Origin of the sequence: Mesorhizobium sophorae (assembly GCF_002270415.1) — a bacterium.
Classification (GTDB): domain Bacteria; phylum Pseudomonadota; class Alphaproteobacteria; order Rhizobiales; family Rhizobiaceae; genus Mesorhizobium; species Mesorhizobium sophorae.
The window spans coordinates 175,745-194,787 of record NZ_NNRI01000022.1 but is presented as its reverse complement, the minus strand read 5'-3'; the positions used below and the strand labels follow the sequence as shown (position 1 = coordinate 194,787).

Here is a 19,043-nt window from a genome sequence, read left to right as displayed (position 1 = left end):
CGGTTTCCGTCGACGATACTCTCTGCGCCAGCGGTTTCACACTTTGAATGGCTTTCCCGTCCTCGCGACCAGCCGCAACGCCAGATATGAAAAATCCCGCGCCGTCTTTCGGTCGGCGCGGGATTCTTTTTGTCAAGAAATCAAGTCAAGCGGCTGAAAGGCTTAGAAAAAGCCTTTCCGCTGCCACCATCCGGCGCGCTTCGGCTTGTCCTCGGTCTTGGCCGCCGGTTCGTCGGCAACCGTCGAAGACACCACCGGCACGACCGGCGCATCCACTGCCGCCGGCTTGCGCCGTGACGGGCGGACCTTCGGCGCCTCGTCGACAGTCGCTGCCGCTGCCTCGTCGGACGCAGTGGCCGGCGTCTCGGCCGGTGCCTCCGCGACCGCTTCGGCAGTCGGCGCCTCGGCGGTCGGCTCCTCGGCGACGACCTCGGCCGCAGCCTTCTTCGGCTTGGCGGCACGACGTGGCTTCTTTGGCTTTTCCGTGCTCGGCGCGTCGTCATTGGCCGGAGCAAGCGCCACTGGCTCTTCGGCCGGTGCGGCAGCTACCGGCTCGCTGGAGACCGCCACGCTTTCCGCTACTTCGCGGTCGAGTGATTCGACCGTTTCGCCAGCGTTTGCCTCGGCTTCGCCTTCACCGTCTTCGCGACGGTTGCGCTTGCCGCCGCGCTTTCCGCGCCGGCGCTTCTTGCCTTGGCCTTCATCCGATGCCTCAACCGTTTCGGACGTCTCGGCAATACCGAGAGGAGCGTCGTCGTCTGTTTCCGCGTCGCCGTCGCTGGCAGTGGCTGCCGAGCCGGAGAACTCAGCGACCGGTGCGGAGACGGAAGATCCGTCCGCGGGTGCGCCGTGTTCGCGGTCGCGGTCCTTGCCGCCACGACGCCGCCGGCGCTTGCGGCGCTTGCGGTCGCGGCCTTCGCCTTCTTCGCCACCGGCGGCAGGCCGTGGCTGTTGTTGCTGCGGCTGCTGCTGGCGTGGCTGTTCGGCCTGTACCGGCGCCTCGTCGTCTTCCTCGATGACGACGATCTCGTCCTCGGGCTCATCCGGTTCGACATAGGCCGGCAGGCTACGCACCTCGACAAAGCCTTCCGGCTTTTCCGCCAGCGCGCCGCGGAAGATCGCATAGTGCTGCGCGCCAACCGAATCGTCGGCCTCGACGGTGATGGTCAGGCCGAAGCGGCTTTCCAGTTCCACCAGCGTGCCGCGCTTGTGGTTGAGCACGTAAAGCGCGGTCGCCGCCGGCGTCCGCACCGTGATGTGGCTGCGCGAATCCTTGAGCAGGAATTCCTCGATCGCCCGCACCACCATCAGCGCGACCGACGAATCGGACCGCACATGGCCGGTGCCGCCGCAATGCGGGCAGGGCTTCATGGTCGATTCCAGCACGCTGGCGCGGATGCGCTGGCGTGACATCTCCATCAGGCCGAAATGCGAGATGCGGCCGACCTGGATGCGCGCACGGTCGTTCTTGAGGTGATCCTTCAACCGCTTCTCGACGGAGCGGTTGTTGCGGTTCTCCTCCATGTCGATGAAGTCGATGACGATCAGGCCGGCGAGATCGCGCAGCCTGAGCTGGCGGGCGACTTCCTCGGCCGCTTCGAGGTTGGTGTGGAGTGCCGTGTCCTCGATCGAGTGCTCCTTGGTGGAACGGCCCGAATTGACGTCGATGGCGACCAGCGCCTCGGTCTGGTTGATGATGATGTAGCCGCCGCTCTTCAGCGTCACTTGCGGCTGCAGCATGCGGTCGAGTTGCGCCTCGATGCCATTGCGCACGAAGATCGGCGTCGTGTCGCGGAACGGCTGAACCACTTTGGCGTGGCTCGGCATCAGCATGCGCATGAAGTCCTTGGCTTCGCGGTAGCCTTCCTCGCCGGAGACAAGGATCTCGTCGATATCCTTGTTGTAGAGGTCGCGCACCGAACGCTTGATCAGGCTGCCTTCCTCATAGACCAGGGCAGGGGCCGTCGATTGCAAGGTGAGACTGCGGACATTTTCCCAAAGCCGCATCAGATACTCGTAGTCGCGCTTGATCTCGGCCTTGGTGCGGCTCTCGCCGGCGGTGCGCAGGATGACGCCCATGCCCTGCGGCACTTCGAGATCGGCAACGACCTCCTTGAGGCGCTTGCGGTCGACCGCGCTGGTGATCTTGCGCGAAATGCCGCCGCCGCGCGCCGTGTTCGGCATCAGCACCGAATAGCGGCCGGCAAGCGACAGGTAGGTGGTGAGGGCAGCACCCTTGTTGCCGCGCTCTTCCTTGACGACCTGCACCAGCAGGATCTGGCGGCGCTTGATCACTTCCTGGATCTTGTACTGGCGGCGCACCGGCTTGCGGCGGTTGCGCACTTCTTCCAGCGCATCCTCGGCGCCGACCGATTCGACCTCATGGTCGTCCGGGTGCGAGGATTGCACCTCCTCGAGCATGCCGCGATCATTGTCGCCTGACGGCGCTTCGCTGCCTTCCGCTTGCGGGACGGCTTCGGAAATCACATCGGCTTCGACCGAGGCGGCGATCGACGTCGGGCCGCCGTTGCGCGTTTCGGTTTCGTCCTGCTCGGCAGAACCTTCGTCATGCCCGGACGCATCGGCATGTTCGGAAGTATCGACATGTTCGGACGCATCGGCCGCGTGTTCGATGATCTCGGAAGTGTGAGAGATCTCCTCGACAACGACATCGCCGCCATTATCGCCACCTTCGCCTGCCTCGCCGGAGCCTTCGCCCTCGCCGGCAGCGCCTGCGTCGCGCCTGTGTTCACCACGGTCGCGGCTCTTGCCACCGCGCCGGCGTCCGCGCCGCCCGCGATCGCGGCTCTGGCGATCATCGCCGTCGCCATCCTCGTCCTCCTCGTCTTCGGCCTCCTGCGCTTCGGCGCGCAGCAGTGCCTGACGGTCGGCGACCGGAATCTGGTAGTAGTCGGGGTGTATTTCACTGAAGGCGAGGAAACCGTGACGGTTGCCGCCATATTCGACAAAGGCTGCCTGAAGGGAGGGCTCTACGCGCGTTACGCGGGCTAGGTAGATGTTTCCTTTGAGCTGCTTCTTGTCCTGGGATTCAAAGTCGAATTCTTCAATACGGTTACCGCGAACGACGACAACGCGTGTTTCCTCCGGGTGGGAGGCGTCTATCAGCATTTTGTTGGGCATTATTTCGTTTCCCCCCGGCAGCCGTCAGCCGCAGCTTGCGAGGCAAAGCCCGCTGCTGCATGTCTGGAGTGTGGGTGCCGGATAATTGAACGTCCGCCGGCCGCCGCTTGAGCGCCATGGCGGTGCCGCCCGCAGCCATATTGGCGCGGTTTGATGCGGACCTTTCCATAATTGCGCTTGAAGCCATCGTCACCAGCAGAACCTTTTGAACCAAAGCCCGGACGAACCGGACCAGCTTGTTTGCTCATACAGAGCCGGCGCGGGAACAAACCCGGCCGTTTTCCTCACGCAGGCGATTCCCCCGCCACGGGCGCACACCTGCGAAATTTCGTCGCGATCACCTGAACCCTTTTCGCATGAAGCGAAAGGAGCCGCCTTTCATCTAACCCTGTAGCAGGAAGCTGCGGAGGAGGGCGGTTCCAGGATTGCAGTGATCCAGTATCGCTTTTATGATTTGGCGGGGTGGAAGGCAACCCCGATTTCCGATGCCGACAAAAAGCAGTTCCGCAACGTAAGAACAGGCTCCGACCCTTGCATGAAAAGGCTTGGTTAACCTTCTCTGGATACCAATCGTTAATCGAGTTCGCGGCCTAACCGGCACTTCGACGAAACGACGGGCGCCTGGCGCCAAACCGGGAGCGACTGGAAGACAAATGGGACTGGCAGACTTCACAGACAAGGGATGTCGTGTTGGCGGCCGGATCATCGGTGCCTTCTGCCTCCTGCTGTTGCTGGTGATCTCTTCCGCCTCGTCCTCCGTTGCCAATGCGGCCGACGCACCGCTGGTGGCAAAAGGCTACAAGATGGCGGGCGATGCCACCAAGATGCGCATCGTCATGGATTTCGACCGCGAACCCGATGTCAAATGGTTCCTGCTGCGCGGTCCCAATCGCCTTGTCATCGATCTTGCGAATACGCGATTCGCCATTAACGCCAAGGACTTGAAGGCGCGCGGCCTGGTCAGGGGCGTGCGCCTGGGCGCGCTCGGCGAGGGCGTTTCGCGGCTGATCCTCACCGGCAAGGGACCGTTCGCCGTCGACAAGCTAGATGTGCTCAAGAACGAGGACGGAACCGGCTACCGCATCGCCATCGACATCTCGGCAGCCTCCGCTCGCGAGTTCGACGCGGCACTTGCCAATCAGGCGCTGACCACCGGATCGACGGTTTCGACCGACAAGGGAGCGCGGGTCGGCACCGGACCGGTGTCCAATCCGGGCCATCGCTTCACTGTCGTCATCGATCCTGGCCATGGCGGCATCGACGGCGGCGCCGAGGGCCTGAACGGCACCATCGAGAAGAACGTCACGCTCGCCTTCGCCACCGAGTTGCGCGACAAGTTGGCGGCCGTCGGTAACTACGATGTGTTCATGACGCGCGATACCGACGAGTTCCTGCGCCTGGATGATCGCGTGCGCATTGCCCGGCAGCACGAGGCCGATCTGCTGATTTCCATCCATGCCGACACAATCAGTGTCAAAGGCATTCGCGGCGCCACCGTCTACACCGTTTCCGACAAGGCTTCGGATCCCGAGGCGCAGGCGCTTGCCGACCGCGAAAATCTCTCCGACCAGTTCGCCGGCATGGAAATCAAGAACGACAGCAAGGAAGTCACCGATATCCTGATCGACCTGATCCGCCGCGAAACGCACAATTTCTCGATGAGCTTCGCCCACACGTTGGTCGGCCAGCTTTCGACCAGCGTCGGCCTCATCAACAATCCGCAGCGTTCGGCGGGGTTCAAGGTGCTGAAAGCACCCGACGTGCCATCCGTGCTGGTCGAACTGGGTTATCTCTCAAATGCCAAGGACGAGGCGCAGCTGCTCAACGCCGACTGGCGCGGCAAGGCGGCTCAGAGTATAACCAATGCCGTCGCGCTATTCGCGTCAGCCAAGACCGGAGCCGGAACCGGAGGCTGACATGCTCCGGGTCGCCCACAACCAGGGGCAGCGTTGCGCGGCGACAACAGCTGTCGCCTTTATTTACGGCCTGCGGTCACGAATTCAGGCATTGCCGTATTTTGTCCACATGGTGGCGACATGAGTTTTCGATTGCGGATTGGGACCGGCTCGAAAGCTTGCGCGGAAGGCGGCTTCGTTTAGGAAATTCCCGAACCAAGGACTGGAGCGGGTATGATTCGTCTCATTGGCTATTTTTTCGGCATCGGCACGACGCTGGCCCTTTTGGTCGCGGCGGGCGTTGCGATCTACATCGGCCATTTGTCGAAGGACCTGCCCGACTACGAGGTGCTGGCCAAATACGAGCCGCCGGTGACCACCCGCATCCATGCGTCGGACGGCGCGCTGATGGCCGAATATGCCCGTGAGCGGCGCCTGTACCTGCCGATCCAGGCCATACCGGATCGCGTCAAGGCAGCCTTCCTGTCCGCCGAAGACAAGAACTTCTACAACCATCCCGGCATCGACGTGACCGGCCTTGGCCGCGCCATCATCGTCAACCTGCAGAATTTTGGCTCAGGCAAGCGCCAGGTCGGCGCCTCGACGATCACCCAGCAGGTGGCGAAGAACTTCCTGTTGTCCTCGGACCAGACCTATGAGCGCAAGATCAAGGAGATGATCCTCGCCTTCCGCATCGAGCAGGCCTATCCCAAGGATCGTATTCTCGAGCTCTACCTCAACGAAATCTTCTTCGGCTTCGGCGCCTATGGCGTCGCCGGTGCGGCGCTGACCTATTTCGACAAGTCGGTCAACGAGCTGACCGTGGCCGAAGCCGCCTATCTGGCTTCGCTGCCGAAGGGACCGAACAACTACCATCCCTTCAAACATGCCGATCGCGCGCTGGAGCGCCGCAACTGGGTCATCGACCAGATGGTCGAGAATGGCTACGTGACGCGTGAGGAAGGCGCCAAGGCCAAGGCCGAGCCGCTGGGCGTGACGCCGCGCCGCAACGGCACCTATCTTTTCGCCGGCGAGTACTTCACCGAGGAGGTGCGCCGCCAGATCATCGCCCGTTACGGCGAGAATGCGCTTTACGAAGGCGGCCTTTCCGTCCGCACGACGCTTGATCCGAAGGTTCAGCTCATTGCCCGCAAGGCGATGCAGAACGGGTTGATGAAATACGACACGCTGCGCGGTTATCGCGGGCCGGTGACGACCATCGACGTGTCCGGCGACTGGGGTGTGCCGCTGGGCAATGTCAAGGGGCTGGAGGATGTTCCCGAATGGTCGCTGGCCGTCGTGCTCGACAGTTCAGAGACCGGCCTGTCGATCGGCCTGCAGCCGGCGCGCCAGGCGTCGGGCGAGATCGTCAAGGAACGCGTCGAAGGCACCGTCAGAAAGGACGACATGGGTTTCGCCATGCGCCATCTGGTCGACGGCAAGACCGTCAAGGCCAAGTCGCCGGCGGACGTCTTGAAGCCGGGCGACGTTATTTTCGTGCAGAAGAACGATGGCGCCGATGGCGCCTACAGCCTGCGCCAGGTTCCCGAGGTGGAGGGCGGCCTGATCGCCATGGATCCGCATACCGGCCGCGTGCTGGCCATGGTCGGCGGCTTCTCCTACGCGCAGTCCGAATTCAATCGCGCGACGCAAGCCATGCGGCAGCCAGGCTCCTCGTTCAAGCCGATCGTCTATTCGGCCGCGCTCGACAATGGCTATACGCCGGCCTCGGTGATCATGGACGGGCCGATCACCATCCAGAGCGGCAACACGACCTGGACGCCGAAGAACTATGACGGCACCGTTGCTGGTCCGGCGACATTGCGCTCCGGCATCGAGAAGTCGCGCAATTTGATGACGGTACGGCTTGCCAACGATATGGGCATGAAGCTGGTCGTCGAGTATGCCGAGCGTTTTGGTGTCTACGACCATCTGGCGCCGTATCTGCCGATGGCGCTGGGCTCCGGCGAAACGACCGTGATGCGCATGGTGTCGGCCTATTCGATCATGGCCAACGGCGGCAAGTCGATCAAGCCGTCGCTGATCGACCGCATCCAGGACCGCTACGGCAAGACGGTGTTCAAGCAGGACGAACGTGGCTGCCAGGGCTGCAATGCGCCCGAATGGCAGAACCAGCCGGAACCGGAACTGGTCGACAATTCCGAGCAGGTGCTCGATCCGATGACCGCCTATCAGATCACCTCGATGATGGAAGGTGTCGTGCAGCGCGGCACCGGCGCCACCATCGGCGAACTCGGCCGCCACATCGCCGGCAAGACTGGAACGACGAACGACGAAAAGGACGCCTGGTTCATCGGTTTTACGCCTAACCTCGTCGTCGGCCTCTATATGGGCTACGACACGCCGCGCGGCCTTGGCCATGGCGCTACCGGTGGTGGTCTCGCGGCACCTATCTTCAAGGACTTCATGCGGGTGGCGCTGGATGGCACGCCCAATGTCGACTTCAAGGTGCCGGAAGGCATGAATCTGATCGCCATCAATCGCAAGACCGGCATGCGTGCCGCTTCGGGTGATCCCGGCACCATCATCGAAGCCTTCAAGCCGGGTACCGGGCCTGCCGACAGCTATTGGGTCATCGGCATGGGCGCCGACGGCTCTAATGCCACCGGCGGTGCGCTGTCGCCGCAGGCCAACCAGGCCATCCAGTCCGGCGGCGGCGGCCTCTACTGACGATTTTCATGAGCGGATGGGCTGGCCTTGTGCCGGCCCATTTTGCTTTACAGCCGGCGGCGGCCTCCCTATGTATCGCGCCGACCGATTTCATCAAACAGGACAGAACAGTCAGCCATGCGCGCGGAAACGCAGAATATTGTCGACGAGATCAGGCAGGCGATTACCCTGCTGAGGAGGCATCTTTGACTGGGATCAGGCCATAAAGCGGCTTGAGTACCTCAACGTGCGCGCCGAGGACGCCAGCCTCTGGAACGAACCGCTGGAAGCGCAGAAGCTGATGCGCGAACGCCAGGGCCTCGAGGAAGGCATCGCCTCGGTGAAAGGCCTTACGCAGGCGCTGGAAGACAATATCGGGCTGATCGAACTCGGTGAGGAAGAGGGCGACGAGAGCGTCATCGCCGAGGCGGAAGCCGCGCTCCGTTCGATGCAGGGCGAAGCGAAGGCCCGCCAGGTCGAGACGCTGCTGTCGGGCGAGGCCGACGCCAACGACACCTACCTCGAAGTCCATGCCGGCGCGGGCGGCACCGAAAGCCAGGACTGGGCCTCGATGCTTTTGCGCATGTACACGCGCTGGGCCGAGCGGCGCCGCTTCAAGGTCGAGGTGCTGGAAGTGCATGACGGCGAAGAGGCCGGCATCAAGTCCGCCACGCTGCTGATCAAGGGCCACAACGCCTATGGCTGGCTGAAGACGGAATCGGGCGTTCATCGCCTGGTGCGCATTTCGCCCTATGACAGCAACGCGCGCCGTCACACGTCGTTCGCCAGCATCTGGGTCTATCCGGTCATCGACGACACGATCGAGATCGACGTTTCCGAATCCGATGTCCGCATCGACACCTATCGCTCGTCCGGCTCGGGCGGCCAGCACGTCAACACCACCGATTCGGCGGTGCGCATCACCCACCTTGCCACCGGCATCGCGGTCGCTTGCCAGGCCGAACGGTCGCAGCACAAGAACAAGGCCAAGGCGTGGGAGATGCTGCGCTCGCGCCTCTACGAGGAAGAGCTGAAGAAGCGCGAGGCGGTTGCCAACGCCACCGAAGCGTCGAAGAGCGATATCGGCTGGGGTCACCAGATCCGCTCCTATGTGCTGCAGCCCTACCAGCTGGTGAAGGACCTTCGCACCGGCGTCGAGAGCACCAGCCCGTCAAGCGTGCTCGATGGCGACCTGGACGATTTCATGGAAGCCTCCTTGTCGCAGCGTATCGAGGGCGGTGCGGGTGAAGCGGTGGCGGATCTGGATTAGTCCTGGGAGCATGATCCCGAAAATCGGGTACCGGTTTTCCGAAAGGTTCATGTTCAAACACTGAGATGGAATTCCCTCCCGATTCCGTCTGGATGGAGCAGGGCTCCAGAACCGCGGCCCCACATAGACCTGGATAGGACAATGGCTCGCAAGCTTGTCGGAAAATGTCTGTGCGGCGCTGTGCAATACGCCGTTCGGGACGAGTTTGTTTACGCGGCCAACTGCCACTGTTCCAATTGCCGACGAACCACGGGTTCGGCCTTCAAGCCGTTCGCCGGTATCGAGCTCGAAAAATTTGCCTTGAGCGAAGGCGAGGACAAGCTGCTGATCTTCGGCGATCAAAGCGGCCATGATGCGCATTGCGGGCTGTGCGGCTCATTGCTCTATTCGCTGGTTCGCAAAGGGGCTTTCGTCCACGTGGCGATGGGAACCCTTGCCGACGATCCGTCGATCCGCCCGTCCGCCCATATCTTCGTCGGGTCCAAGGCGGGCTGGTTCACCATCACCGACGACCTGCCGCAATATCAAGAGCACGTGATTGCCGGATCTGTCGACGAATAGGCGTCGGTCAGCCACGCAGCAATTTCTTGCGCCGACTCACATTTGCGCTCACCATCACCGCATTGAGGGGAGACAAAAGCATTTATGGCTGGGCGCGGCATATCTGCTAGCTGACGATCCGGCCGCTGGGAAGAGACGTTCAGGGAACGGGCAAGCGAAACGCTTGATGGCTCGTCTGAAAGGAACGTTTCCATGTCTGCCACACCCAGATCGGCCAAAGCCGTTCGACCGGCCGGCCGACTCCTGTTTTCCCTGCTTGCAATTCCAATGATCGCAATGCTGTCGTCCCCGGCGTTGGCGCATGATGCCAAGCCGACCGCGGCGAAGCCGCAAGGCTGGAGCTATCCGTTCGCCTGCTGCGCCAATTACGATTGCCATGAGGTGTCGCAAACCTCGATCAGCGAGCGCCCGGAAGGGTATGTCATCAAGGACACCGGGGAGGTGTTGGCCTACAGCGACAGACGGATCAAGGATTCGCCCGACGGCGAGTTCCATTGGTGCGCGCATGAAGCCGGGCTCGATGCCGGCAAGACCATCTGCCTGTTCGTGCCGCCGTCGTCCTTCTAGGCCTTTCCGGCCTGGATTTAGAATGAAGGTTCAGACGGCGCGCCGTCTGGCGCCTCTGCTGACAGAGAGTTGTCAGGAGCGCCTCTTTATGCTGCCTTTGCCGCACGAGGCGGTGGGCGACAGGAGGAGTTCGTTGATGACCATCAAGGCAAGCTGTCATTGCAAGGGGACGACATTCGAGGTTTCGCAGGCGCCGCAGACGGTGACGCAATGCACCTGCTCGTTCTGCTCGAAACGCGGCTCGCTCTGGGCCTATTACGTCCCGTCGCAGTTCAAGCTCACCAGCCCGCCGGAGAATGTTTCCGTCTACCAATGGGGATCAAAAACCGTAAAGCACGGTTTTTGCGCCACATGCGGCTGCGGCACCTTCACGGAAACGCCGGATTGGTCGACTGGCGAGCCGGATTTCGACAATCCCAAGATCAGTGTCAATTCGCGGCTGTTCGACGATTTCGATCTCGACAAGGTTGAGGTGGTCGTCATCGACGGCAAGAATCTCTGGTAGCCTCGCCATGGGGCGACCGGCCAATCGGCGTCGGGGAAAAGCCGTTGCGGTAGCTTTTGCCGTTCCGCTTTTCGCCGCATTTCATGTTACAAGTCGCGGGAAGGGCTGATTTGGCGCCATCGCAATGGCGTGACCTGGAGAGGGACGATCCTATGAAAAAGACTGTGCTCGTCGTTGTGGCGACGGCTTTGCTTGTGAGCGCATGCACCACCACCGATCCATACACGGGCGACCAGAAGATTTCCAACACAGCCGCGGGTGCCGGTCTTGGCGCCCTGGCAGGTGCCAGCCTCGGCCTGCTTGCCGGCGGCAACGACCGCCGCAACGCACTGATCGGCGCGGGTATCGGCGCGCTTGCCGGTGGTGCCATCGGCGCCACCATGGACCAGAACGAAGCCGAACTGCGCCGGCAGCTTCAGGGCACCGGTGTCAGCGTGACCCGCAGCGGCGACCAGATCATCCTCAACATGCCCTCCGACATCACCTTCAACACGGATCAGGATGCTGTGAAGCCCGGCTTCTACCAGGTGCTGAATTCGGTCGCGCTGGTGCTGAAGAAGTTCAAGCAGACCACGGTCGACGTTTTCGGCCACACTGATTCGACCGGTGGCGACCAGCACAATTTCGATCTGTCGCAGCGGCGCGCGCTGGCGGTTGCCAACTACCTGTCCGGTCAGGGTGTCGATCAGCGCCGCTTCGCCGTCACCGGTTTCGGCAAGACACGGCCGATCGCATCCAATGCGACGGCCGAAGGCCGCGCCCAGAACCGCCGCGTCGAGATCCAGCTGTCGCCGCTCACCTGATCTGTCCGGCAAGCGAATGCAAAACGGCCCCATATATGGGGCCGTTTTTGTTTGAGCGGATGCCGGCGCAGATTTGCGTTCAGAGAATTAGCTAGTTCTAACGAACTAGTTTCCCGCAGCCACGGAAAGGAATAGCATCGTCCCTGTTCCGGAGGGGATGAGGCGGATACAACTGGCCGCGCAATCAGCATTTTTTCCCGCCTCGGTCTTGCACGGCCAGATTCAGACAATCTGGGAGGAATGCATGACAAGAACAGCCAGCCTTGGGCGCTGCGGCGTCCTCGCTTTAACCAGTCTTGTAGGCGCATGGTTGGGCGTCGCCACGGCTCAGGCCGAGGATGCCGGCAAGGCCGACATAGATGCCTTGAAGAAGTCGCTTGCCAAATATGAGGACTATACCGCCGCCGTCCGCGACCTCTATCTGTCGACGGTCGGCTGCGTCTACTACAGCGGAGAAAAGATACCCGGCACGATGGATTACCCGAAAGGCGCCATGGGCATCCATTTCGTCAACGTCCCAAGTGTCGGCCAAAAACTCGATCCGATGCACCCCAATGTGCTGATCTACGAACCGACGAGAAAAGGTCTGCGCCTTGTCGGGGCGGAATGGCTGGTGCCACTGACACCGGACATCAAAGCGCCGCCGAAGCTGTTTGGCCAAACCTTCATGGGCCCGATGGAGGGACACTATCCGCTCATCCCGAGGGAGTTCGTCCACTACGATCTTCACGCCTGGTTCGTGGACAATCCGAACGGCCTGTTCAGTCCGACGAACCCGAAGGTGAAGTGCAACAAGGCCGAGTTTCCGATGCTTGAGAAACCGACCAAGATGATGCCTGGCCCGATGTAACGGGCGAGCCAGGCTGGGAGCAATTCCAGGAAAAGTGTGAAGCGGTTTTCCGTCCGGAATTGCGTCCAAACGAAGAGGCAATTCCCGGAAAGGTGTGAGACGGTTCTCCCGGGAAAGCGCATCGCGCTTTCCCTCAGGAAATTGCGTCAAAGCAAGATTTGGAGCGGTCCGTCGTTTCGGTGAAGCGATGAACCGCTAGGAGCTTACCATCAGGGCAAGCCGATGGCTGGCTGGCTTGCCCTCGAAAGCGGCTGGGGATCAGACCCTGGCGACGCCATCAGGTCGAGGTCGGCTGATCGACAATTGCCGCGACGATCCGGCGCACGATCGGCAAGACCAGCAGCAGACTCGGAAACGCCACAAGCCATGATGCTCCCCATGCATACGGCCAGGTCGCCACGAAACCGGTTGTCCAGCCCGCATTGATCAGCGTCGATACCGCCGAAACAATGCTCGACATCAAGATGGAAAGAACGAATGGCATTACCAGCGCATTGTAGGAGGGCGGTAGTTTCTTCGATTTCAAAGCGTTGTCCGATGACGATCGCATCAAGTATCTCCTGTTCAGAAAGTGGACGCATGCGCGGCTGAGCGCGATCAGGTGGCGTGTGCCGTTTGCAGGGCCAGGCTGCGAATGAAGCTGCGCAACGAACGCGGTTCGCGACCCAGAGCGGCGCGCAATGTCAGACTGTTCCCGCCAAGGCCATGGAGGGCGTAGTGGCCATATACCCTGGCCAATGATTGCATCTGGAGGTCGTTGTAGGGGAGGGGGACATTCGCAGCCCACTCGGCAAATGTCGGCTTGCCCGCGATGACCGGGCGGCCAAGTTCCTCCCCCATCATTGACGCGATCTCTTCCCGGCTGTGCATACCCGCGCAGAGCTCGATCGTCGCATAGGACAGTCGCGCTTCGGTCAAGGCGATCGCTGCCACTTCAGCAACATCGCGGTAATCGACACGCGCCACCTTCGCTGTCTTTGGAAAAGGTTCCGAGAAAACACCGTGCTCAACGACCGACGGCCAGGCCGCTGCGATATTCTGCATGAAATTGGCAGGATGCAGGATCGTATATTCCATCGTCGTCGAGTAGAGAGCGTTCTCGACTGGCACCTTGCTTGCATGGTTTTTCAGCTTCGTATTGGTCGGCTGGATCACCGACGAGAAGACGAATTTCTGAACGCCCGCCTGCGCAGCGGCTTCAACCATGGCAACCCCCATGGCGGCTTCATCGGGGGCAAAGGCCGGTCCAATATGGAAGACCCCGTCAACGCCCTCGACAGCGCTTTCGAGGCTCCGGCGATTGCGTAAATCGCCAGTGGCGACCTCGGATGCGCCTAGCATTCGGGCCTTCTCGGCGTTCTCCGGATCATGGACGAGCGCGCGAACCGTGGCATTGCGGCGCACAAGTTCGGGCACGACCAATCCGGCAAATCGGCCGCTGGCGCCAACAACCAGTACGCTTGGATTGGGTGCTTGCATGACAACTCCCTTCAAGCCTGTCCTCGCGGGACAACTTGCAGAGAGGTACGATGTCGCAAACGGCGTTACAATTATCCTGAACTGTGATAGATTATGTCGATAATCGGGAGAATGCATGAGCCGGATAGACGATCTCGAGGCTTTCATCGCGATCGTCGAGCTTGGAAGTCTGACGGCTGCTGCACGCCGCCTGAATCGCTCGCTGCAGTCGGTCAGCCGATCCTTGGCGGCGTTGGAGGGATCAGTCGGCGTCGAGTTGGTCCACAGAACAACGCGTCGCTCGACACCGAGTGAAGTCGGGGCAGCGTTTTTCAACCGGATCAAGCCCGCGGTCGACGAGATAAACGACGCAAGTCTTCAAGCGATCAATCAACGATCGGAGCCATCGGGCGTCCTGCGCATCGGGGCGCCGGTTCTGTTTGGCCCGAACGTCCTGATGCCCGTCATCGCCGAATACATGCGGACGTTTCCCCGGGTCGAGGTCGATCTTCAACTTTCCGATGGATTTGCCGATCTTGGTGCTGAAGGTCTCGATCTGGCAATACGCATCGGCGACTTGCCGGATTCCAGCTTGAAAGCCAAACGCCTGGGAGCGTTGCGGCGCGTCGTGTTCGGCGCGCCTTCCTATTTTGCGCGGTGCGGTCGGCCGACCCATCCCTTCGAACTGAGTGAGCACAGTTGCATCGTCAGAACCGTCAACGAGCGTCCAGGTGAATGGACGTTTCAGGTCGACGGGAAACCCCGGACCGTGAAGGTCTCGGGCGCCTTTCGCTCCAATCTGATGACCTCGGTCTATGCCGCCGCAGTCCACGGACTGGGTTTGGGCTTCTCGCCGCTTTGGCAGATAAGACATCTGGTGGACGATGGTCGCGTCGAGCTGGTTTTGACGGAATTCGAGCCGGCGCTGGTGCCGATCCATGCCTTGTGGCAGGAAGGCCGGTCATCTTCGGCCAAGGTTCGCGCGTTTCTGGATTTATTGGCATCCCGCCTGGAACTCAAAAGCCTGTAGCATCGACGGGCTGTTTGAAGGTTCCCAGGTCAGGAGCGACCGGGCAGATCGAGGCGGTTTTGCGGTTGCCGCGCATCCTCGGGACGCGCGGCTCTTGGGGGTCAGACCTTGGCGACGATCCGCATGAAGGCCGGCATGTCGTCGCCGAAGCCGACAGTGGCGTCGTTGTCTTCCTGGCGGTGGCGGGCAGGGCGGTTGCTGTCGCGCTGCGGCCTGGTGTCACCACGTTCCGGAGCGCGCGGTTCGTTGCGATCGGATGATTTGCGCTCGGTATTTTCCGAGCGGATCGCATCCTTGCGCGCGCGGCGTTCGCCGATGTCGGTGACTGCGGTCTCTGCCACGTCAGGCTGTTCGTGCTGCTGCGCAATGACGGCCGGGGCGTCTTCCTCGCTGTGTTTGGAGCGGCGTTCGCCGCCCCTCTTGCGCTCGCCCCTGTCCTTGCGATCGTCGTCCTTGCGACCGGCACGGCGCGGCGCGCCTTTGCCACGGCGCGGAGCATCGTCCTCGCCGCCTTCGCTGGCGACCACTGTCGACAGGTCGCCATCATGCCACTCGATCTTGTTGCCGATCAGCCGCTCGATGGCGTCGATATACTTGGTGTCCGACTTGGTCGCGATGGTGAAGGATTTGCCCGAGCGCCCGGCGCGGCCGGTGCGGCCGATACGATGGACGTAGTCTTCGGCATGGATCGGCACGTCGTAGTTGAAGACGTGGCTGACGTCGGGGATGTCGAGGCCACGTGCGGCGACGTCGGAAGCGACGAGATAGCGCAGCTTGCCATCGCGGAAATTGGCCAGCATCTGCATGCGCGCACGCTGGTCCATGTCGCCATGCAGCGCGCCGGCATCGAAATCATACTTCAGCAGCGAGCGGAACAGCTCCGACACCTCGACCTTTCGGTTGCAGAAGATGATGGCGTTCTTCAGCTCCGCGTCCTCAGCCTTGATCAGGTTGCGCAGCGTCTCGCGCTTGTCCCACGGCTTGGAGCCGGATTTGACCAGGCGCTGGATGATGTTGGTGGCGGCTGACGCGGCCTTCGAGACCTCGACGCGCACCGGCGCGTGCAGGAATTTCTCGGTGAGCTTGGTGATTTCCGGCGGCATCGTCGCCGAGAAGAACAGCGTCTGCCTGGTGAACGGGATCATCTCGCAGATGCGCTCGATGTCGGGGATGAAGCCCATGTCGAGCATCCGGTCCGCTTCGTCGATGACGAGGATCTCGACGCCGTTGAGCAGCAGCTTGCCGCGCTCGCGATGGTCGAGCAGTCGGCCGGGCGTGGCGATCAAGACGTCGGCGCCGCGCTCAAGCTTCTTGTCCTGTTCGTCGAACGAGACGCCGCCGATCAAGAGCGCGATGTTGAGCTTGTGGTTCTTGCCGTATTTGACGAAGTTTTCCTCGACCTGCGCCGCGAGTTCACGGGTCGGCTCGAGAATGAGGGTGCGCGGCATGCGGGCGCGGGCGCGCCCCTTTTCCAGCCTTGTGAGCATTGGCAGCACGAAGGATGCCGTCTTGCCGGTGCCGGTCTGGGCGATGCCCAGCACGTCCTTGCCGAGAAGCGCGTGCGGGATGGCGCCGGCCTGGATCGGCGTCGGCTGGGTGTAGCCGGCATCGGTGACTGCGGAAAGGACCTTCGGCGACAGGCCTAGGTCTGAAAAGGTCAACGCTTCTGGAGCGGTCGTGGTGTCTGAGGACAAGTGTTGTTGTCTTTGGCTGGTTCGGGGAAGCGCAACAGCATGTGTGTCGCGGCAAGCGCCACGCGCCTGCAAGATTGGTATTGCGATTAGGCGCAAGCCCACGATTTGTCAACAGAAACGGGTGGGAATGGCACGATTGTGAAGTTGTAACCTTAATCGCGATGCTTAATCGAGGCGTTGATCACTGCGCTAGCTCAATAGCGGAACTGCTCGGCGAGAATGCGTTCGTTCCAGGAATGATTGGGATCGAACAGCAACGTTGCCGTCGCGGTTGGTGATTCCCGCACCGTGACCGAGGTCACCGCCTTGACCTCGGTATGGTCGGCGGCGGCGTTCACCGGCCGCTTTTCCGGCTCGAGGATGTCGAAGCGCACGGTCGCCTTGTTGGAGAGCAGTGCGCCGCGCCAGCGGCGCGGGCGAAACGGGCTGACCGGGGTTAGCGCCAGCAGCGGCGCGTCTAGCGGCAGGATCGGCCCATGCGCGGAAAGATTGTAGGCGGTGGACCCGGCAGGCGTCGCGATCATCACTCCGTCGCAACTCAGTTCCTCGAGCCGTACCTGCTCGTCGACGGTGATGCGGATCTTGGCCGTCTGATAGGATTGGCGCCAAAGCGCCACCTCGTTGATCGCCAGCGCCGAAACCGTTTCGCCTTCCGAGGTCACCGCCAGCATCTCCAGCGGGCGGATCGTTTCGGCAACGGCGGCCGCGAGACGCTCGGTGAGGCCACCGGAGCGATATTCGTTCATCAGGAAACCGATGGTGCCACGGTTCATGCCGTAGACCTTCTTGCCCGTCCCCATCGTGTCGCGCAGGGTCTGCAGCAGGAAGCCGTCGCCGCCAAGGGCGACGACGATCCCGGCATCCTCGATGGAGGATTGTCCATAGCGCGCCGACAGGCTTTCCAGCGCCGTCTTGGCGTCAGCGGTGTCGGACGAGACGAAGGCGATGCGGCTGGCGGTTTGGCTCATGGCTCCCCGATGACGACCGATTGGCGGCAGCCGGTTACCGGGGCCGCGCCAGCGCCGGGGTAGCATGGGCAGGGTACGTCTGCAAAGAGAGCCGTTGTTCCGGCAGGCTGGCGATCGCAAAACGGCGAAATGCGGACATGCCGTTCGCGCATCATGTCAAAGGCAACGCGAATGTGATGGTTAAGACGAAGGTTAAACTATCGTAAAGCCGCATCGGTCATGGTAGCCGACAGTGGATGGTGGCGGGGGCCTAGCCAGTCGAGGCCGACATATTGCCGGTAGCACGCCTTATCATCGTCTTCCTGATGCTGGGAAGTTTCGCTCTTGTCTTCGCCGCACTGGTGCGCCAGTCCGAAGAGATGAGCTTCCGGCCTCAGCCCACGGCGTCGCGCTGCGGCGACGCAGCCGGAGCGCCATGCCCGCAACGGGCGCTGTAACTCCCGAAGACATATTGTTGTTTCTCCCTGAGCCGAGGCCGGTGGCCCGCGCGCGTCGATGGCGTGCGACAAAGCTTGCTCGTTGCGCCTGCGGCCCTTTGCAACGTAGATGAGAGCCTTGATTGGCGGATGAACTTTGGGTCGGTGGCGGTAGCCAGCTATCCGATGTTCTTGGGAAACAAGCCCTGCGGCGCGTTGACTGGCCGGGTGTCTGGAGCGGGAATTTTCCATGTCGCGCAGCGTGTTGGTTTCAGGTGGCTGCGGTTTCTTGGGCTCACATCTGATCGACCGTCTGCTGCGGCGAAGCGATCTGGAAAGACTGGTCGTCGTCGACAATCTATGGACCGGCACGCGAGACAACATTGCGCATGTCACCGACCCGCGTTTCAGCCTCCAGGTTGCCGACGCCGAAAGCTTTTCATCCAGTCAGCGCTTTGACGAGATCATCCATCTCGCGTCGCCCGCTTCGCCGATTTGGTACATGCGCGAGCCGATACGCACGATCAAGGCCAACATAGGTGGTGCGCTCAATCTTCTGACGCTGCTCAAGCCCGGCGGTCGTTTCTGCTTTGCCTCGACCTCGGAGATCTACGGCGATCCCCAGGTTTCCCCGCAATCCGAAAGTTACAGGGGATCGGTGGACTGCACAGGTCCCAGGGCCGCCTATGATGAAAGCAAGCGCTGCACCGAGGCATTGCTGTTCGAGCAGCAGCGGGTCAGCGGGCTTGATGTTCGTGTCGTCAGGATTTTCAACACCTATGGGGCGCGAACACGGATGGACGACGGCCGCGCCATTTCGAACTTTGTCATCCAGGCTCTGACGACAGGGGTCCTGACGGTTTACGGCGACGGCTCCCAATCACGCAGCTGGGGTTATGTCGACGACATTGTCGAGGGACTGGAACGTTTCTTCTGGCGCGACAGCATCTCGCACCGCGGTCCGCTGAACATCGGCAACAATCAAGAGGTTTCGGTTCTGCGCATCGCTGAGTTCGTCAGCTCGCTTGTCCCTGGCAGCCGCATCGAGCACCAGCCTCCGGTTCCCCAGGATCCAACCAACCGATGTCCGGACCTGACTTTGGCGAGGCAGGTCCTTCCTGGTTGGCGAGCAAAAACCGGCTACCAGGAAGGCATCGAACGGACGTTCGAGTGGTTTCGCCAACAGATCGCCGCAGCCAGGATGTGACGCAAAAA

15 protein-coding genes are annotated in these 19,043 nt (G+C 61.7%); 10 read left to right on the top strand and 5 right to left on the bottom strand.

Annotated elements, in window-relative coordinates:
* Nucleotides 1–162: 162 nt before the first annotated feature.
* The gene (locus tag CGZ66_RS31975) at nt 163–3,141 is read right to left on the bottom strand and encodes an Rne/Rng family ribonuclease (protein WP_095090702.1); all 2,979 of its coding nucleotides are present in this window, start codon (nt 3,139–3,141) and stop codon (nt 163–165) included.
* 653 nt (nt 3,142–3,794) lie between these two features.
* On the opposite strand from CGZ66_RS31975, the gene CGZ66_RS31970 reads away from it, so the two are divergent.
* From CGZ66_RS31970 to CGZ66_RS31935, 8 genes are all read left to right on the top strand, one after another.
* A complete protein-coding gene (locus CGZ66_RS31970; RefSeq protein ID WP_095090701.1) occupies nt 3,795–5,057 on the top strand; it encodes an N-acetylmuramoyl-L-alanine amidase in 1,263 nt (420 codons plus the stop codon).
* 213 nt (nt 5,058–5,270) lie between these two features.
* A complete protein-coding gene (locus CGZ66_RS31965; RefSeq protein WP_095090700.1) occupies nt 5,271–7,727 on the top strand; it encodes a penicillin-binding protein 1A in 2,457 nt (818 codons plus the stop codon).
* A gap of 117 nt (nt 7,728–7,844) precedes the next feature.
* Nucleotides 7,845–8,976, top strand: a protein-coding gene (gene prfB, locus CGZ66_RS31960) for a peptide chain release factor 2 (RefSeq protein WP_143748921.1) whose coding sequence is annotated in 2 segments (ribosomal slippage) — nt 7,845–7,910 and nt 7,912–8,976 — 1,131 coding nt in all. Because the reading frame shifts where the segments join, the coding sequence is not laid out codon by codon here.
* A gap of 141 nt (nt 8,977–9,117) precedes the next feature.
* Nucleotides 9,118–9,537 carry a GFA family protein gene (locus CGZ66_RS31955; protein WP_095090698.1) on the top strand — a complete coding sequence of 140 codons (420 nt, stop codon included), beginning with the start codon at nt 9,118–9,120 and terminating at the stop codon, nt 9,535–9,537.
* 192 nt (nt 9,538–9,729) lie between these two features.
* Entirely contained in the window at nt 9,730–10,104 is a 375-nt protein-coding gene (locus tag CGZ66_RS31950; protein WP_095090697.1) for a hypothetical protein, read from the top strand.
* A 136-nt stretch (nt 10,105–10,240) separates the two neighbouring features.
* On the top strand, nt 10,241–10,609 hold the full coding sequence (locus tag CGZ66_RS31945; RefSeq protein WP_095091674.1) for a GFA family protein: 369 nt from the start codon (nt 10,241–10,243) through the stop codon (nt 10,607–10,609).
* Nucleotides 10,610–10,761: 152 nt separating this feature from the next.
* Nucleotides 10,762–11,412: a YiaD family glycine zipper/OmpA-like lipoprotein gene (locus CGZ66_RS31940; RefSeq protein WP_095090696.1), complete on the top strand. Its 651-nt coding sequence runs from the start codon at nt 10,762–10,764 to the stop codon at nt 11,410–11,412.
* Between the two features lie 244 nt (nt 11,413–11,656).
* Nucleotides 11,657–12,262 (top strand): hypothetical protein, encoded by a 606-nt coding sequence (locus CGZ66_RS31935; protein ID WP_095091673.1) that lies wholly within the window; start codon nt 11,657–11,659, stop codon nt 12,260–12,262.
* A gap of 277 nt (nt 12,263–12,539) precedes the next feature.
* Here the strand turns inward: CGZ66_RS31935 and CGZ66_RS31930 are convergent, their stop codons facing one another.
* Nucleotides 12,540–12,812, bottom strand: coding sequence for a DUF2798 domain-containing protein (locus CGZ66_RS31930; RefSeq protein ID WP_095090695.1), 273 nt, complete (start codon nt 12,810–12,812; stop codon nt 12,540–12,542).
* Nucleotides 12,813–12,859: 47 nt separating this feature from the next.
* Entirely contained in the window at nt 12,860–13,741 is an 882-nt protein-coding gene (locus tag CGZ66_RS31925) for an NmrA/HSCARG family protein (RefSeq protein WP_095090694.1), read from the bottom strand.
* Nucleotides 13,742–13,856: 115 nt separating this feature from the next.
* On the opposite strand from CGZ66_RS31925, the gene CGZ66_RS41415 reads away from it, so the two are divergent.
* Entirely contained in the window at nt 13,857–14,750 is an 894-nt protein-coding gene (locus CGZ66_RS41415; RefSeq protein ID WP_095090693.1) for a LysR family transcriptional regulator, read from the top strand.
* A gap of 101 nt (nt 14,751–14,851) precedes the next feature.
* Here the strand turns inward: CGZ66_RS41415 and CGZ66_RS31915 are convergent, their stop codons facing one another.
* Nucleotides 14,852–16,444: a DEAD/DEAH box helicase gene (locus CGZ66_RS31915; RefSeq protein ID WP_167392337.1), complete on the bottom strand. Its 1,593-nt coding sequence runs from the start codon at nt 16,442–16,444 to the stop codon at nt 14,852–14,854.
* A 194-nt stretch (nt 16,445–16,638) separates the two neighbouring features.
* Nucleotides 16,639–17,412, bottom strand: a complete 774-nt coding sequence (locus CGZ66_RS31910; RefSeq protein WP_095090691.1) for an NAD kinase — start codon at nt 17,410–17,412, stop codon at nt 16,639–16,641.
* Nucleotides 17,413–18,078: 666 nt separating this feature from the next.
* On the opposite strand from CGZ66_RS31910, the gene CGZ66_RS31905 reads away from it, so the two are divergent.
* The gene (locus tag CGZ66_RS31905) at nt 18,079–19,035 is read left to right on the top strand and encodes an NAD-dependent epimerase/dehydratase family protein (RefSeq protein WP_095090690.1); all 957 of its coding nucleotides are present in this window, start codon (nt 18,079–18,081) and stop codon (nt 19,033–19,035) included.
* The last annotated feature ends 8 nt before the right edge of the window (nt 19,036–19,043 follow it).

Coding starts and splice junctions, on each gene's coding strand:
- CGZ66_RS31975 (WP_095090702.1), bottom strand. CDS start 3,141: ATGCCCAACAAAATGCTGATAGACGCCTCCCACCCGGAGGAAACACGC.
- CGZ66_RS31970 (WP_095090701.1), top strand. CDS start 3,795: ATGGGACTGGCAGACTTCACAGACAAGGGATGTCGTGTTGGCGGCCGG.
- CGZ66_RS31965 (WP_095090700.1), top strand. CDS start 5,271: ATGATTCGTCTCATTGGCTATTTTTTCGGCATCGGCACGACGCTGGCC.
- CGZ66_RS31955 (WP_095090698.1), top strand. CDS start 9,118: ATGGCTCGCAAGCTTGTCGGAAAATGTCTGTGCGGCGCTGTGCAATAC.
- CGZ66_RS31950 (WP_095090697.1), top strand. CDS start 9,730: ATGTCTGCCACACCCAGATCGGCCAAAGCCGTTCGACCGGCCGGCCGA.
- CGZ66_RS31945 (WP_095091674.1), top strand. CDS start 10,241: ATGACCATCAAGGCAAGCTGTCATTGCAAGGGGACGACATTCGAGGTT.
- CGZ66_RS31940 (WP_095090696.1), top strand. CDS start 10,762: ATGAAAAAGACTGTGCTCGTCGTTGTGGCGACGGCTTTGCTTGTGAGC.
- CGZ66_RS31935 (WP_095091673.1), top strand. CDS start 11,657: ATGACAAGAACAGCCAGCCTTGGGCGCTGCGGCGTCCTCGCTTTAACC.
- CGZ66_RS31930 (WP_095090695.1), bottom strand. CDS start 12,812: ATGCGATCGTCATCGGACAACGCTTTGAAATCGAAGAAACTACCGCCC.
- CGZ66_RS31925 (WP_095090694.1), bottom strand. CDS start 13,741: ATGCAAGCACCCAATCCAAGCGTACTGGTTGTTGGCGCCAGCGGCCGA.
- CGZ66_RS41415 (WP_095090693.1), top strand. CDS start 13,857: ATGAGCCGGATAGACGATCTCGAGGCTTTCATCGCGATCGTCGAGCTT.
- CGZ66_RS31910 (WP_095090691.1), bottom strand. CDS start 17,412: ATGAGCCAAACCGCCAGCCGCATCGCCTTCGTCTCGTCCGACACCGCT.
- CGZ66_RS31905 (WP_095090690.1), top strand. CDS start 18,079: ATGTCGCGCAGCGTGTTGGTTTCAGGTGGCTGCGGTTTCTTGGGCTCA.